We start from the raw sequence: 15,217 nt of genomic DNA, 5'->3' as shown, positions 1-15,217 counted from the left end.
CTCTCCCCGCCATGTCCAACTTATAGCACGACCGGGGTCTTGCGGCAAGACCCCGGTCGTGCTCCACACTCTGCGGCCGAAGCCTGCGAACAGGGGGAAGAACGCAGATGGGCAGTTTCGTGCTGGGCCTGGGCTACATCGACGGCACCGGGGTGGCGCTGTGCGGTGGCAAAGCGGCGAACCTCGGGGAGCTCACGCGGATCGGCGGCATCGACGTCCCGGCGGGGTTCTGCGTGACGACCGACGCGTTCCGGCGGGTTCTCGGCCCGTCTTCGATCGAGGCGCACCGCGACGCGGAGGCGGTCCGGTCGCGGCTGGAGGGCGTGACGATCCCGGCCGACGTCGCCGAGGAGATCACCGCGGCGGTGGCGGGGTTCCCCGGCGGGACCGCGTTCGCCGTCCGGTCGAGCGCCACGACCGAAGACCTGTCGGCGGCGTCGTTCGCTGGCCAGCAGGACACCTACCTCAACGTCGTCGGAGCGGACGCGGTCCTGGAGCACGTCCGCCGGTGCTGGGCGTCGCTGTTCACCGAACGGGCCGTGTCCTACCGGGAGCGCAACGGGATCGACCACCGCCGGGCCGAGATGGCCGTCGTCGTGCAGCGGATGGTCTTCCCGCACGCGGCCGGGGTGCTCTTCACCGCCGACCCGGCGACGTCGAACCGGAAGGTCGCCTGCGTCGAGGCGGCGTTCGGCCTCGGGGAGGCGTTCGTCTCCGGCCTGGTGAACGCGGACGTCTACCAGGTCGCGGACGCCGGAATCGTGCGGAAGTCCATCGCCGCCAAGGAAATCGCCCTGCACGCCGCTGCCGGAGGGGGCACGCGCGAGGAGGCGGTCGCTCCCGGACGGCAGCGGGAACCGGCTCTGACGGAAGAGCAGGTGCTGGAGCTCGTCCGGCTCGGGCGGCGGATCGAGGCGCACTTCGGCCGGCCCCAGGACGTCGAGTGGTGCCTGGACGGCAGCGGGTTCCGGGTGGTGCAGAGCCGGCCGATCACCACGCTGTTCCCCGTGCCCGAGACCGACGACGGCGAGAACCACGTCTACGTGTCCGTCGGGCACCAGCAGATGATGACCGACGCGATGAAGCCGCTCGGCCTGTCCGTCTGGCAGCTCACGACGCCCCGGCCGATGACGGTGGTGGGCGGGCGGTTGTTCGTGGACGTGACCCGGATCCTGACCACGCCGTCCAGCCGCGCCGGTTTCCTCGCCGTGATCGGCAAGTCCGACCCGTTGATGGACGACGCGATCCGGACGGTCCTCGGCCGCGAGGACTTCCTCCCTCCTGCCCGGACCGACGAGGACGTGCCGCTGATCGCCGGTGCCGCGCCGGCGACGATCGACACCGATCCGGACGTCGTCACCGAGCTGATCGGCGCCACCGAGGCGTCCGTGGCCGCGCTCCGCCGGGAGATCCGCGGCAGGTCCGGGCCGGAGGTCTTCGAGTTCGTCCTCGCCGACCTGCGGGAGTTGCGCCGGCTGTTGTTCGACCCTCGCGGCAGCCAGGTGATCACGGCCGGGATGCAGGCGACGTGGTGGCTGAACGAGAACCTGCGGGAGTGGCTGGGCGAGAAGAACGCCGCCGACGCGCTGTCGCTGTCCGCTCCCCACAACGTGACCTCCGAGATGGGGCTGGCGCTCCTCGACGTCGCCGATGCCGTCCGCCCGCACCCGGAGGTCGTGGCGTTGCTGGAGAAGGCCGGGGACGACTTCCTCGAGGAGTTGCCGCGCGTGCCCGGTGGACGGCAGGCGCGTGACGCGATCGAGGGCTATCTCGCGCGGTACGGCATGCGGTGCGTCGGCGAGATCGACATCACCAGGCAGCGGTGGAGCGAGCGTCCGGCCGCTCTCCTGCCGCTGATCCTCACCAACGTCCGGAACTTCGAGCAGGGCGCCGGTGAGCGCCGCTTCGAGCAGGGTCGGCAGGAGGCGTGGAAGAAGGAGCAGGAGGTCCTGGTGCGCCTGCGGTTGCTGCCCGGCGGCGAGGGGAAGGCCGCCGAGACCAAGCGGATGGTCGACCGCCTGCGGACGTTCATCGGATACCGCGAGTACCCCAAGTACGGCATGATCAGCCGCTACTTCGCCTACAGGGTGGCGTTGCTCGAGGAGGCCTCGCGCCTCACGCGCGCCGGAGTGCTCGACACGCCGGAGGACGCCTTCTTCCTGACGTTCCAGGAGTTCCACGAGGTGGCGCGGACCTCTCGGGCCGACTCCGCCCTCATCCGCCGGCGCAGGGAGGAGTTCGCGGCCTACGAGTCGCTCACGCCCCCGCGGGTGCTCACTTCGGATGGTGAGGCCATCTCGGGCACGTACCGGCGCGAGGACCTGCCCGCCGGTGCCCTGGTCGGGCTCGCGGTGTCCGGCGGCACCGTCGAGGGCCGTGCCCGGGTCGTGCTGGACATGGCCCAGGCCGACCTCGAACCGGGTGACGTCCTGGTCACCGCGCACACGGACCCCAGTTGGTCGCCGTTGTTCGTGGCGGCCGCGGGCGTGGTGACGGAGGTGGGCGGCCTGATGACCCACGGCGCCGTGGTCGCGCGGGAGTACGGCCTGCCCGCGGTCGTGGGCGTCGAGGGCGCCACCCGGTCCATCCGGGACGGTCAGCGCATCCGCGTGAACGGCACCGACGGCTACGTCGAGATCCTCGGCTGAGGGTGGGATGCCCGCGGCATCCCACCCTCACCGGGCTCAGGCGCGGGCGACCGCGACGTCCACGATCCAGGTGACGCCGAACCTGTCGGCGAGCATCCCGAACCCGGGAGACCACTGGCTCGGTGCGAACTCCTCGATCACCGTGCCGCCCTCGGCGAGGCCCTTCCAGACCGGCGCGACCTCGTCGGCGGTCTCCCCGCGCACGGACAGGAAGAACGGCTCCTCGGTGACGGTGGTGCCGTTCTCCCTGCGGGTGGTCGGCGCGCCCGGCGCGACCGGCTCACCCGCGCCCGGCACGTCGTAGGCCATGACGCGGAACCCGTTCTCGGCGACGACCTCGCCGAACACCACGTCGGCCGCACCCGGCACCTCGGCGGGCATCCCGAAGTCCCCGTACGTGATGACGTTGAGCTGCCCGCCGAAGACCGAGCGGTAGAACTCGAGCGCCTCCCGCGCCTGGCCGCGGAAGTTCAGGTGGGCAACAGCGTTGAGCGGCATCGTCTCGGTCCTTCGATTCGTTCCGTCGCCGGAGGTCTCCGGCGATGGACACGACTTTGTCAGCAGTACCGGACAGGGAACGTCCGCTACTCGTGAGATGGTGAAACCATGCCGATCGCCACCTCGACGACCACCTCGGCCCGCCTGCTGTCGCTGCTGTCGCTGCTGCAGGTCCGCCGCGACTGGCCGGGTCTCCTGCTCGCCGACCGCCTCGGCGTCAGCGAACGCACCGTGCGCCGCGACGTGGACCGCCTCCGCGAGCTCGGCTACCTCGTCCACGCCGTGAAGGGCCCCGACGGCGGCTACCGGCTGGAAGCGGGCAGCCAGGTGCCGCCCCTGCTGTTCGACGAGGACCAGGCCGTGGCCCTGGCCGTCGCGCTGAGGATCGCCGTGGGCACGGGGGCGGGCATCGAGGAGGCCGCCGCCCGAGCCCTCGCCACCGTCCGCCAGGTCATGCCGGCCCGGCTGCGCGCCCGCATCGACGCGCTGGAGGTGGAGCCGGCCGGCCGCGGGCCCCAGGTGGACACCGACCTGCTGATGGCGTTGAGCACCGCCGTCCGCGCCCGCGAGGAACTGCGGTTCGACTACGAGACACCGGGCCGTCCTCCGTCGCCCGAGCAGCCACCCCGCCGGGTGCAGCCGCACCACCTCGTCGTCCGGTCGGGCCGCTGGTACCTCGTCGGCTGGAGCCCGGACCGCCAGGACTGGCGCACCTACCGCGCCGACCGCATGACCCTGCGCGTGCCGAACGGCCCGCGCTTCACCCCGCGCGAGGTGCCCGGCGGTGACGTGGCCGCGTTCCTGTCGGCCCGCTTCAAGGGCTCGGAGACCGGCGCCTGGCCGTGCCGGGGCGAGGTGGTCCTGCACCTGCCGCTCGCCGACGTGGCGCCTTTCGCCGGCGGCGGCACGGCGGAGGACGCCGGTCCCGGCCGGACGCGGCTGGTGACCGGCTCGTGGTCGTGGGCAGCGCTCGCCGCCAGGCTCGCGCGCTTCGACGCCGAGGTGGAGGTGGTCGGGCCGCCCGCGCTGCGCGAGGCGTTCGCCGACCTGGCGGGCCGTGCCGCTCGCGCGGCCGGACAGCGTTCGAAGTAGACGGGCTGCCGCACCGCGCGGTTGCCGTCGCCGCGCACCGCGCCACTCCTGCCGACGGGCTGTCCGTGCTGCGCGTTGCGCGCCGCCTCAACCATTCGCCGCACGACCCGTGCCCTTGCGGCCCTCGCTGCGCGAGGCATTCGCGCACCCGCCCACCCCAGGCCGCACGACACGCGCCGCCCTGGCCACGGAGCACACCCCTCGCGGTCCACACCAAGCTCAGCGGTGGAGGTAGGCGGCCAGCCCGCCCATCTCCTCCCCCGCGATGAACACCGACCGCACGTGGATCAACGCCTCCTCGACGTGCGCGGGACACCCCCACGCCGAGTCGCCCCACGAGTCGGCGACCTTGATCTCCGCCGCCGCGGTGCACCCGGCCGTGCCGCCCAGCTGGCAGTGCTCGGGGTGCGGCGCGTTCGCCTGCGCGGCCGCCGCGGCCCGCATCTGGGCGTTGAGCTCGGCGGCGGCGTCGGCGCGTCGTTCGGCCTCGGCGCGCAGCTCCCGTTCAGCGCGCACGGCTTCCGCCAGCGCCCTGCGCGCCGCTTCCGCCCGTGCCTCCGCCTCGCGCTGCGCCACCTCGCTGCGGTGGCGTTCGACGGCGAGGGCGGCGGTGTCGGCGAAGAGCCTGGCCAGCGCGAGGTCCGCCTCCTGCGGGGCCCGCGCGGTCCGGTGGTACATGGCGAACGTGCCCAGGAGCGCCCCGTCGCGCGCCAGGATCGGCGTGGACCAGCAGGCACCGAGCCCGGCGCGTTCGGCCAGCGGGCGGAAGTCGTCCCAGAACGGGTCGGTGGCGATGTCGGTGACGATCACCGGTTCCCGCCGGTGCGCGGCCGTGCCGCAGGAACCGACGCCCTCCCCGGTGGCGATGCCGTCGATGGCCTCGTTGTAGAAGTCGGGCAGGCTCGGCGCGGCGCCGTGCCGCAGGTGCCGTCCGTCGGCGTCGGCGAGCAGGACCGACACGAGGATCTCGTCGGGCGCCAGTTCCTCGATGCACCGGGCCATCCCGTCGAGCACCTCGGTCAGCGGCGCCTGGCGCGCGATCTGCTCCAGCAACGCGCGGTGCTCGGCCATCAGCCGTTGCGCGTGCTTGACCTGTGTGGTCTCCACGCCGATCACGCGCACCCCGGCCACGCCGCCGTCGCGATCGCGGCGCGGCTCGCAGGTGAGGTCGAAGAACGCCTCCCGCGCGTGCGGCCCGGTGCCCAGCAAGACCCGCACGTCACGCCCCGTGCTCGGCTCACCGGTCCGGTACACCTGGTTCAGCAGCGCGACGAACCCCTGGTCGCCCAGCTCGGGCAGCACCTCCGCCACGGCACGGCCGAGCAGCGCGCGCTCTTCCCCGACAGCGGCGTGGAATGCCGGGTTGGCCGTCTCCAGAACGTGCTCCGGCCCCACGAAGGCCGCGTAGACGGCCGCCGACTGCCCGAAAAGGGCACGCAGGTCGTCCTGCTCGACCGCCACGGAACCTTGCGGCTCCCGCATGTCAAAAACGCTCACGGCGCGCCCTCCCGCCACGCGTCCCGGGCACGCTGCTGAACCTCGGACGCCGTCTGCTCCTCCCGCCGCGCGGGCGGTACGAAGGATGGTACGCAACGAGAAGGTCACCCCGCTTGACGGATCCCACGACCGGACGACCTCGCCACCGCGGTGGACAGTCCTCGGGCTGTGACGTTCCTGCTCCACCCGACGATCTCCTCTGCGGAGGAGGCGTGGTGGCCAAGACGTTGAAGTCGCGCACGGGCCGGTTCGTGGCCGGTGCCGTGCTGGTGGGTGCCGTCCTGGGGGTGGTGGTCGTGCTCCAGAACTCGGCCGAGCAGCGGTCGTGGGCCAGCACCGAGGGGGTGGTGCAGGAACGGCTGAAGTCCGGCAAGAGCGTCTCGGTCAAGGTCGAGTACCGCCTCCCGGACGGCTCGAAGCAGGTCGCGACGCTGTCGGAGAACGGCCCGGCCCGCCTGCCCGGCGAGCGCGTGTCGGTCCGGTACGACCTCCGGGAGGGCCGGGTGGCCGACGCCGCCCTGGCCGACAACGACCAGGCGCACCGGGTCGCGGGCATCATGTTCGGCGTGGTGGCGCTCGGAGCGTTGTTCGCGAGCCTCGTCGCGTGGACTCCCCCGCGCCGGCGCGACTAGGTGAGCTGCACGAGCAGCGAGCCGGCGACGAGCAGCGAGCCGGCGACGAGCAGCGAGCCGGCGACGAGCAGCGAGAGCCCGGCGAGGCGAACGGCGGTGAGCGGTCTGCGCGGCATCCGGAAGGAGCCCCGGTGGTCGATCACCGCGGAGGCGACCTGCTGCCCCGTGACCGTGAGCACGACCGTGGTGGCCGCGCCGATCTCCGGCAGGAGCAGGAAAGTCGCGGTGACGTAGGCCGCCGCGCACAGCCCGCCGAGCCACCCCCACCACGGCATGTCCCCCAACGGCGCCAGTTGCGGCGCCGGCGTGCGTCCGGATGCGCGCATCACCAGGAGCACAGCCGAGATCGTCAGCGTCGCCACGGTGAAACTGACGAGGGCGACGGCGATCGGCGCACCCAGATCACCGCGCCGCGCGGCGTTCACCGCCCCCTGCACCGAAGCGCCGCCCCCGCCACCACTCCGAGCAGGATCCAGCCCGCACCGGTCCCCCGCACCGGCCCTGCCGCCTGCGCGCGGATGATCACCGTGATGCCCGCGAGCACCGCCAGGGCCCCGATGACCGCGCCACCCGAGAACGGCTGCCGCGGAACACCGAGCAGCCCCACCAGGTCCAGCACGAAGGACGCGAACATCTGACCCGTCACGAAGAACCCGACGGCCGCGAGCGCCCCGAGCCGCGGGAACAGCAGGATGCCGCTGGTGATGTAGAGCGGACTGGCCAGCCCGCCCAGCAGGTGCCACGGCTCGACGTGCGGCACCAGCGCCACCGCCCCGATCGACCCCACCGCCACCGCGAGCACGGCCAGCACCGCGGTGGCGACGCCGAGCTGCACCGTGGACGCGCCGTAGGGCGTGCCCACCGCCTTGTTCAACCGCAGGTTCACCGACGCCTGCACCGCCAGCAAACCACCGGCCAGCAACGCGGACGCCAACAGCACGAGATGCACGGAAACCCCATAAGCGGACAGAGTGTCCATATCCGTCCGTCAGCCTGGACAACAAGCGGACACGACGTCCACTTCGTTGCCGTAGGATCCCGCTCATGGTCGACACCGGCGACGAGACCCTGCACGAGGTCACGACGGGCCCGCCGCGGCCCAGGGAACGCGCCGAGGCCTGACCCAGCAGCAGATCACGGCATCTCTCGCCTGGCTCGGCGAACGCCTGCTGCGCCCGTGACCGCCACCCCGGGCCCGCTCGGATTAGGGTGACGACGTGGCTGAACTGCTGACCGTCGGCGACGTCCTGGCCGCCGCCGAAGCGATCGACGGACGGGTGCTGCGCACGCCCACCCTCCCCTCCCCCGGCCTGTCGGCGTTGCTGGGCGTGCCGACGACCGTGAAGCTCGAACTGTTGCAGCGCAGCGGTTCCTTCAAGGCGCGCGGTGCGTTCGCGAAGATCCTCTCCCTGTCCGACGAGGCGCGGGCGGCGGGTGTGGTCGGGGTGAGCGGCGGCAACCACGGGATCGCGCTGGCCGACGTCGCGGGTGAGCTGGGGGTGGCGGCGACGGTCGTGATGCCCTCGTCAGCGCCCGCCCGGTCGGTCGAGCTCGCTCGTGCGGCGGGGGCGGACGTGCGCCTCACGGACGGGTTGGCGGCGGCGTTCGGGCTGCTCCGCGAGCTGGTGGAGGCGGGTGCGACGCTGGTGCACCCCTACGACGACCCCGTTGTGGCGGCCGCGCAGGGCACCGTGGGACTGGAGTTCGCGCAGGACGCGCCGGACGTCACCGACGTGCTGGTGAGCATCGGCGGGGGCGGGCTCGCGGCGGGGGTGGCGACGGCGTTCCGGGCGCTCGTGCCCGGTGTGCGCGTGTGGGGTGTCGAGACCGAGGGCGCCGACGCGATGCGGCGGGCGCTGGACGCGGGCGGTCCCGTGGAGATCACGCCGACGTCGGTCGTGTCGACGCTGTCGGCGCCGCACGTGTCGCAGCTGACGTACGACCACGCCGTCGCGCTCCTCGAGGACGTCCTGACGGTCTCGGACGCGGAAGCGGCGCGGGGGTCGATCGCGCTGGCGGAGCGGCAGAAGGTGTGGGCCGAGCCCGCTGCCGGATGTCTGGTGCCGGCCGCCCGCACCGTGCTCGACCGCGTCGGCGGAGGCGCCCGGCTGGGGATCGTGGTGTGCGGCGGGAACGCGGCCGTCGCCGATGTCGTGAAGTGGGCGAACGCCTGAAACGCCGCTGCCCGGCACCACTCGGGTGCCGGGCAGCCGGAACGAGTTGTCGGAATGTCAACATTCCGACAAGCGTGCCCCCTCAGCGCCAGCCGAGAGCCGGGGCGACGTGCACGAGGATGTTCTCCAGGACGTGCGCGTTGTACTCGACGCCGAGCTGGTTCGGCACGGTCAGCAACAGCGTGTCGGCCTCGGCGATCGCCTCGTCCTCGGCCAACTGCTTCACCAGCACGTCCGGTTCGGCGGCGTAGGAACGGCCGAAGATCGCCTTGTTCGGGCCGTCGATGAACCCGACGCTGTCGCGGCTCTCGCCGTCGCCGCCGAAGTAGGCGTCGTCGAGGTCCGTGGTGATGGCGAAGATGCTGCGCGACACCGACACGCGCGGCTCGCGCTCCCAGCCCGCCTCGGTCCAGGCCTTGCGGAACGCCCGGATCTGGTCGGCCTGCTGGACGTGGAACGGCGCGCCGCCCTCGTCGAACTTCAGGGTGGAGCTCATCAGGTTCATGCCCTGCTCGGCCGCCCACACCGCGGTGCCGTTGGAGCCGGCGCCCCACCAGATGCGGTCGCGCAGGCCCGGCGCGTGCGGCTCGATCCGCAGGAGTCCTGGCGGGTTCGGGAACATCGGCCGCGGGTTCGGCTGGGCGAACCCGCCGCCCTCCAGCACCTTCAGCAACACCTCGGTGTGGCCGCGGGCCATGTCGGCGTCGGTCTGGCCCTCGGCGGGCTGGTAGCCGAAGTAGCGCCAGCCGTCGACGACCTGCTCGGGCGATCCCCGCGAGATGCCGAGCTGCAGCCTGCCGCCGGCGATGAGGTCGGCGGCCCCGGCGTCCTCCGCCATGTACATCGGGTTCTCGTACCGCATGTCGATCACGCCGGTGCCGACCTCGATGCGCTCGGTCTTGGCGCCGACGGCCGCGAGCAGCGGGAACGGCGACGCGAGCTGCCTCGCGAAGTGGTGCACGCGGAAGTAGGCGCCGTCCGCGCCCAGCTCCTCGGCGGCCACCGCGAGGTCGATGGACTGCAGCAACGTGTCCGCCGCCGTCCTCGTCTGCGAATGCGGGCTGTCCGACCAGTGCCCGAACGAGAGAAAACCGATCTTCTTCATGCCGTGCGGTACGTCCGTCCCTGTAGTTGGTCCAGCCCTGTCAACGCCTGATCCACTCAGGACATTCCGCGCGGGCGGACGGCCAGGCACGGGCGCGGCGGCACGTCCGGCGTGACGCCCGTCGCGTCGCGGTTTGCCCTGCTACGGCACGGGTATCACGTCCGTTCACCCGACGACGCGGAAGGCCGACAGTGGATCCTGGCCCCCTGCTCTACACCGGCGCGGGGCTCGCGACCCTGGCCGCCGCCCTCCTGCCCCGGCTGCTGGCCCGCGCTCCGGTGTCGATGCCGATGCTCTTCCTCGGCGCGGGAGCCCTCACGTTCACGGTCGTCGACGCGCTGCCCTCCCCCGATCCCGACGAGCACGGCACGGTGCTGCTGCACCTCACCGAGATGTGCGTGATCATCTCGCTGATGGGTGCCGGTCTCGCGCTCAACCGGCCGCCGGGGCTGCGTCGCTGGGCCACCACGTGGCGCCTGCTCGCGATCACGATGCCGTTGTCGATGCTCGCCGTCGGGCTGCTCGGGTGGGGCGCGCTCGGGCTCGGTGTCGCGTCGTCGGTGCTCTTGGCGGCGGCGCTCGCGCCCACCGACCCGGTTCTCGCCAGCGAGGTGCAGGTCGCCGAACCCGCCGAGAACCCAGACCAGGACGAGGACGAGGCCCGGTTCGCGCTCACCTCGGAGGCGGGGCTGAACGACGGGCTGGCGTTCCCGTTCACCTACGCCGCCATCGCGATCAGCGTCGTGGGCGCGGCGCCGTCGGCGTGGCTCGGGCACTGGCTCGGGGTGGACGTCGTCTGGCGGCTCGCCTGCGGTCTCGCGATCGGCGTGGGCATCGGCTGGTTGCTGGGCAAGCTGTTCTTCTCCGCGCCGTCGGAGAAGTTCCGCCTCGCCGAGCACGCCGAGGGGTTCGTGGCACTGGCGGCGACGTTCCTCGCGTACGGCGTCACGGAACTGCTTGAGGGCTACGGGTTCGTCGCGGTTTTCGTGGCCGCCTGCACGATCAGGGCGGCGGAACGGCACCACGGCTACCACCAGGTCCTGCACCGCTACGTCGAACAGGCCGAGCGGATGCTCACCGTCCTGATCGTCTTCCTGCTCGGCGGTGCCGCGGCCACCGGGCTGCTCGCCGGGGCGAGCTGGCGCGAGATAGCCGTCGCCGCGGCCGTCGTGCTGGTCGTGCGGCCGCTGGCGGGGTGGATCGGGCTGTTGAAGGGATGCACGGGGCCGCGGGAACGCACGGTCATCGCGTTCTTCGGCGTCCGCGGTGTCGGTTCGCTGTTCTACGTGACCTACGCGCTGCAGGAAGGCCAGTTCGCGGACCACGACACGATCTGGCGGATCGTGGGGCTGGTCGTCGTCGGGTCCGTCCTCGTCCACGGCCTGTCCGCGTCACCCGTCATGTGGCTGCTCGACCGCAAGCGGCGGCAGGAGGGCGGCGCGGACAACGCCGCCCAGACCCCGGTCTGACCCCGACCGGGGCGCGGTGGCGCTGGCCGGTCAGGTGACCTGGCCGGTCAGGTCGTGCAGTTCTCGTCGGTCTGGGCCGCCGCCGGTGCTCCGCCCGCGCTCCTCCTGGAGGAGCGGGGACGCACGGGCTGCGGCGGGTCGAGCAGGAGCCGGTAGAGCCGGTCCACCCCGCGCGCGACGTCCGGCCAGGTGTGGCGGGCGTCGACCCTGTCCACCGCCGCGATGCTCAGCGACGTCCTGAGCGTGTCGTCGTCGAGGAGCAGCCGCAGTCTCCTGATCAGCTGCTTGAGGTCGCCGACCGGCACGACGAGGCCCGTGACGCCGTCGATCACCGCGTCGGTGAGCCCTCCGACGTCAGTAACCACCACCGGCACGCCGCACGCCATCGCCTCCAACGGCCAGACGTCCCACGACGCCCGGTCCGGCACACAGGCCACCAGGTCCGCCGACCTCAGCAACGCGGGCATGTCCGCACGCGCCACGGGTCCCAGCAGCCGCACGCGTTCCTCCACGCCGAGCCTGCGCGCCCGTCCGCGCAGGGCGTTCGCCGCGGCGGGCGGCATCGGCCCGGCGACGACCAGCTCGGCGTCCTTCAGCCGCGGCAGCACGGCGACGAGGCCGGCCACCCCGCTGTCCGACGACGGGTCCACGACCGTGACGACGCGGCGCAGGCCGCTGCGCGCGAAGGCCGGGCCGTGCGGCTTGAACAGGTCGACGTCGACGCCCCTGGCGACGACCGAGATCCGTGAGCGCGGGACCCCCGCGGCGGCCAGGTCGAGCATCTCCTGCTCGCAGCTCGCCAGCACCAGCGCCGACTCCCGGCCCAGCAGCCGTCCGACGTCGGTCCGCCGGCCGCAGCCGTGCAGCGACTGCACGACCGGCAGGCCCGCCCGTTGCGCGGCGAGCACCGCGGCCAGGCCAGGACGCCAGTGGTGCGCGTGCACGAGGTCCGGCGGAGCGCTGTCCCACTCGGCGCGCAGGGCGTCGACGTAGTCGCCCAGGTAGGGCTCCCGGCCGTCGGCCGAGGTGGTTTCGAGGGCGTCGCTGCTGTGGACGGTGACCTCGTGACCTACCGCGATGAGAGCCGCGGAAAGGTCCGCGACGTGCGGGTTCCCGGCGGCGAGCACCATGGAGATCTTCATCTGCCTGCTTCCTGCTCAGAACGGCGGAAGCACGGCCGACCGGCGATGTGCACGGCAGCACCTCCCTGTCCGCACGGCGGCGCCGGGACGGAGGGCTGCGGGTTGAACCCACCTCCGACCGTAGCCCACCGCTCCGGCGCCCGCAGATCAGGCGGGCCGGGGCCGACCGGTCGGATGCCCGTACGATGCGGTGGAGGGCGTCAAACAGCCGGCGTCGTGGACTCCACCCCACCCGGAGGCCGCGGGTACATGAACGATGCGGAACAAGAGCTGACCGCACTGGTGGACGACCTCCCCGTGGTCGTCTGGCAGGGTGAGTCGCACAGCCGTGCTCTGACGTACCTGTCCGGCACGGTCGAGCGCCTCCTCGGCCACCCGGCGCGGCGCTGGCTCGACGACCCCGGCTTCTGGGCGAAGATCACACACGCGAACGACCGCGAGGAGACCCTGCGGCTGCGCTGGAGCTCGGACACCGACTACGAGAAGGTCTACCGCGTCACCACGGCCACCGGTGAGCTCGTGTGGCTGCTCGAGAAGGCGCGGGTGCACGGCACGCGCCGCAGCGGCGTGCTGATCGACGTGACCGCACAGCAGGCGGCGGACGAGCGGCAGCGGTTCCTCGACCGGCTCGACCGCGAGTCGCAGCTGCTCGACGACGCCGAAGACCTCATGTCGCTCGCCACGAGGCTGCTGGGCGAACACCTGGACGTGGACCGCTGCGCCTACGCCCGCACCGAGGCCGACGAGAACCACTTCGTCATGAGCGGTGACCACGCCACCGGTCTGCCGCCGCTGCCGGGCCGGTTCGCGATGCGGGAGTTCGGCGACGGCGCCTTGAAGGCCATGCGCGCGGGTGAGCCGTGGGTCGTGGACGACGCGCTGAACGACGAGCGGCTCGGCGCCGAGGACCTGGCCGCCTACCGCGAGACGGGCATCCGCGCCGTGATCTGCCTGCCCCTGCTGCGCGGCGGCCGGTTCGTGGCCGCGATGGCGGTGCACCAGGCCGGCGTCCGGCACTGGACGCGGGCCGAGATCGACCTGGTGTCCGTGGTGGTGAACCGGTGCTGGGAGTGGATGCAGCGCACGCACGCCGACCGGGCGTTGCGCGACAGCGAGCAGCGCCACCGCCAGCTCGTCGAACGCGCCACGGACGCGATCTGGGTGCTGGACCACGACCTGCGGTTCGTCTCGGTCAACCCGGCGACCGGCCACCTGCTCGGGTACCAGGCGGACGAGCTGGTCGGCACCGAGATCGCCCGTCTGCTCGTGGACGGTCTGCCCGCCGACCTGTCGGTGTCCCAGGTCGTGACGATGCGCCGCGCCGACGGCAGCGAGGTCGCGCTCGAGCTCAGCACGCAGGCCACCCCGGCGGGCCTGCAGGCGATCGGCAGGGACGTCACCGAGCGGCAGCGCGCCGAGGCCGAGCGCGAACTGCTGCTGCAGCGCGAGCACGAGATCGCGGCGGCGTTGCAGGAGGGCCTGCTGCCCCGTGAGCTCCCGGCGCTGCCGAGGCTCACGTGCGCCGCGCGGTACCTGCCCGCCACGCGGCACTCCCAGATCGGTGGCGACTGGTACGAGGTCGTGCCGCTCGGCGGCACGCGCGTCGGCCTGACGGTCGGCGACGTCGTCGGCAAGGGACCGGCCGCCGCGGCGGTCATGGGCCAGCTGCGCAGCGCGCTCGCCGGCTACCTCCTCGACGGCCACTCGCCCGCGGAGTCGTTGCAACGCCTGGACGTCTTCGCGAGGCGCGTCAACGGCGCGGTGGGCAGCACGTGTGCGTGCTGCGTCTTCGACTGGAGTTCGGGCGAGCTCTGCTGGGCGTCGGCGGGCCATCCGCCGCCCGTGGTCGCCGACGGCTCGGGAGCCCGGTCGCTGACCGGGAGGACGGGTCCCGTCCTCGGTGCGGGATCCGTTGCGGCGCACCCACAACACTCCGCGCCGCTGCCACCGGGCGCCTCGGTCGTGCTCTACACCGACGGCCTGGTCGAGCGCCGCGACGAGGTGGTGGACGAGGGCGTCCGCAGGCTCACCTCGGCCCTGGACGCCGCCGCGGCCCTGCCTCCCGAGGCACTGGTCCAGCTCGTCCTCGAGGCGTTGCTGGCGGAAGACCAGTCGGACGACGTGGCACTGGTCGTGGCCCGCCACCTGCCCGCGCCGCTGCACCGCCACCTGCCCGCCTCGGCCTCGGAGCTGTCCGCGCTCCGGCGGACCGCCACGGCCTGGGCGGAGGCCGCGGGCATGTCCGACGACGCGGTGTACGACCTCGAACTCGCCATCGGCGAGGCCGCCGCGAACGTCGTCGACCACGCCTACCCCGGCGGTGGCGGCAGCTTCGACACGACTCTGGAGTGGTCGGGCCGCGGCGTGCGCGTCACGATCGCCGACCAGGGCCACTGGCGCCCCCAGCCGGCCGACAAGGGCGACCGCGGCCGGGGCCTGACCATGATCCGCGCGCTCAGCGACGAGACCGACCTCGACGCGGGCGAGCAGGGCACCACCGTCCGCTTCCACGTCCCCGCCACCCCACCGGCCACACCGGCTGCCGCCAAGCGCGTGGTCCCGCCCACCACGGCCACCGGCCTGACCGACGTCCCGCACGAACGCGCGCAGGTCGTCCTGCTCACCGGCGACCTCGACATCGCCACGGTCGACGAGCTGCGCTCACCGCTGCTGAGCCGGATCGACGTGGACGACCCGCGACCGGTGGAGGTCGACCTGACGGGGCTGCGGTACCTCAGCAGCTCCGGGGTGGCGCTGCTGCTGCAGGCGATGGCGGCCGCGAGAGGACGGGGGCGGGAGCTGGCGCTGGTCGCGGGAGGGGCGCCGGCCCGGATCCTGGAGCTGTCGGGGCTCGCCCACACGACGCGCGACTGAGGCTTGGTCCGGCGCGGCTGGGAGCGGGAGGCGCCGGAGGTACCGCACGCGACGGCAACGCCCACCGCCCGCCGCACCCCGGCAGT

At 73.1% G+C, this 15,217-nt stretch carries 12 protein-coding genes; 6 read left to right on the top strand and 6 right to left on the bottom strand.

All coding sequences use genetic code 11. From position 1 onward, the window contains the following. Positions 1 to 107: 107 nt before the first annotated feature. Positions 108 to 2,648: a rifamycin-inactivating phosphotransferase gene (rph, locus tag V1227_RS03040; protein ID WP_329790926.1), complete on the top strand. Its 2,541-nt coding sequence runs from the start codon at positions 108 to 110 to the stop codon at positions 2,646 to 2,648. Between the two features lie 36 nt (positions 2,649 to 2,684). Here the strand turns inward: rph and V1227_RS03035 are convergent, their stop codons facing one another. Then, on the bottom strand, positions 2,685 to 3,146 hold the full coding sequence (locus V1227_RS03035) for a VOC family protein (RefSeq protein WP_329790925.1): 462 nt from the start codon (positions 3,144 to 3,146) through the stop codon (positions 2,685 to 2,687). A gap of 108 nt (positions 3,147 to 3,254) precedes the next feature. Between V1227_RS03035 and V1227_RS03030 the strand changes: the two genes are divergently transcribed. Beyond that, complete coding sequence (locus V1227_RS03030; RefSeq protein WP_329790924.1) at positions 3,255 to 4,238, top strand: helix-turn-helix transcriptional regulator; 984 nt, start codon at positions 3,255 to 3,257, stop codon at positions 4,236 to 4,238. A 219-nt stretch (positions 4,239 to 4,457) separates the two neighbouring features. Here V1227_RS03030 and V1227_RS03025 read toward each other — a convergent pair whose 3' ends face one another. Continuing rightward, complete coding sequence (locus V1227_RS03025) at positions 4,458 to 5,720, bottom strand: GAF domain-containing protein (RefSeq protein ID WP_329790923.1); 1,263 nt, start codon at positions 5,718 to 5,720, stop codon at positions 4,458 to 4,460. Positions 5,721 to 5,950: 230 nt separating this feature from the next. On the opposite strand from V1227_RS03025, the gene V1227_RS03020 reads away from it, so the two are divergent. Beyond that, positions 5,951 to 6,367 (top strand): DUF3592 domain-containing protein, encoded by a 417-nt coding sequence (locus tag V1227_RS03020; protein ID WP_329790922.1) that lies wholly within the window; start codon positions 5,951 to 5,953, stop codon positions 6,365 to 6,367. Here V1227_RS03020 and V1227_RS03015 read toward each other — a convergent pair. Next, positions 6,364 to 6,792, bottom strand: a complete 429-nt coding sequence (locus V1227_RS03015; RefSeq protein ID WP_329790921.1) for a DMT family transporter — start codon at positions 6,790 to 6,792, stop codon at positions 6,364 to 6,366. The genes V1227_RS03020 and V1227_RS03015 overlap by 4 nt on opposite strands. Continuing rightward, positions 6,789 to 7,307: a DMT family transporter gene (locus V1227_RS03010; protein WP_329790920.1), complete on the bottom strand. Its 519-nt coding sequence runs from the start codon at positions 7,305 to 7,307 to the stop codon at positions 6,789 to 6,791. The genes V1227_RS03015 and V1227_RS03010 overlap by 4 nt, the downstream gene beginning before the upstream one ends. A gap of 277 nt (positions 7,308 to 7,584) precedes the next feature. Here V1227_RS03010 and V1227_RS03005 point away from each other — a divergent pair, with 277 nt between their 5' ends. Continuing rightward, complete coding sequence (locus tag V1227_RS03005) at positions 7,585 to 8,541, top strand: pyridoxal-phosphate dependent enzyme (protein ID WP_329790919.1); 957 nt, start codon at positions 7,585 to 7,587, stop codon at positions 8,539 to 8,541. Between the two features lie 82 nt (positions 8,542 to 8,623). Here V1227_RS03005 and V1227_RS03000 read toward each other — a convergent pair whose 3' ends face one another. Next, the gene (locus tag V1227_RS03000; RefSeq protein ID WP_329790918.1) at positions 8,624 to 9,646 is read right to left on the bottom strand and encodes an LLM class flavin-dependent oxidoreductase; all 1,023 of its coding nucleotides are present in this window, start codon (positions 9,644 to 9,646) and stop codon (positions 8,624 to 8,626) included. Positions 9,647 to 9,837: 191 nt separating this feature from the next. Between V1227_RS03000 and V1227_RS02995 the strand changes: the two genes are divergently transcribed. Then, complete coding sequence (locus V1227_RS02995) at positions 9,838 to 11,115, top strand: cation:proton antiporter (RefSeq protein ID WP_329790917.1); 1,278 nt, start codon at positions 9,838 to 9,840, stop codon at positions 11,113 to 11,115. A gap of 47 nt (positions 11,116 to 11,162) precedes the next feature. Here V1227_RS02995 and V1227_RS02990 read toward each other — a convergent pair whose 3' ends face one another. Then, on the bottom strand, positions 11,163 to 12,257 hold the full coding sequence (locus V1227_RS02990; protein ID WP_329790916.1) for a glycosyltransferase: 1,095 nt from the start codon (positions 12,255 to 12,257) through the stop codon (positions 11,163 to 11,165). A 249-nt stretch (positions 12,258 to 12,506) separates the two neighbouring features. Here V1227_RS02990 and V1227_RS02985 point away from each other — a divergent pair, with 249 nt between their 5' ends. Then, positions 12,507 to 15,131, top strand: a complete 2,625-nt coding sequence (locus V1227_RS02985) for a SpoIIE family protein phosphatase (protein ID WP_329790915.1) — start codon at positions 12,507 to 12,509, stop codon at positions 15,129 to 15,131. Positions 15,132 to 15,217: the final 86 nt, after the last annotated feature.

This window comes from Lentzea sp. DG1S-22, assembly GCF_036321065.1.
Taxonomy (GTDB): domain Bacteria; phylum Actinomycetota; class Actinomycetes; order Mycobacteriales; family Pseudonocardiaceae; genus Lentzea; species Lentzea jiangxiensis.
Note: the sequence above shows the minus strand (reverse complement) of the source record. Positions and strands in the feature narration are given on the sequence as shown.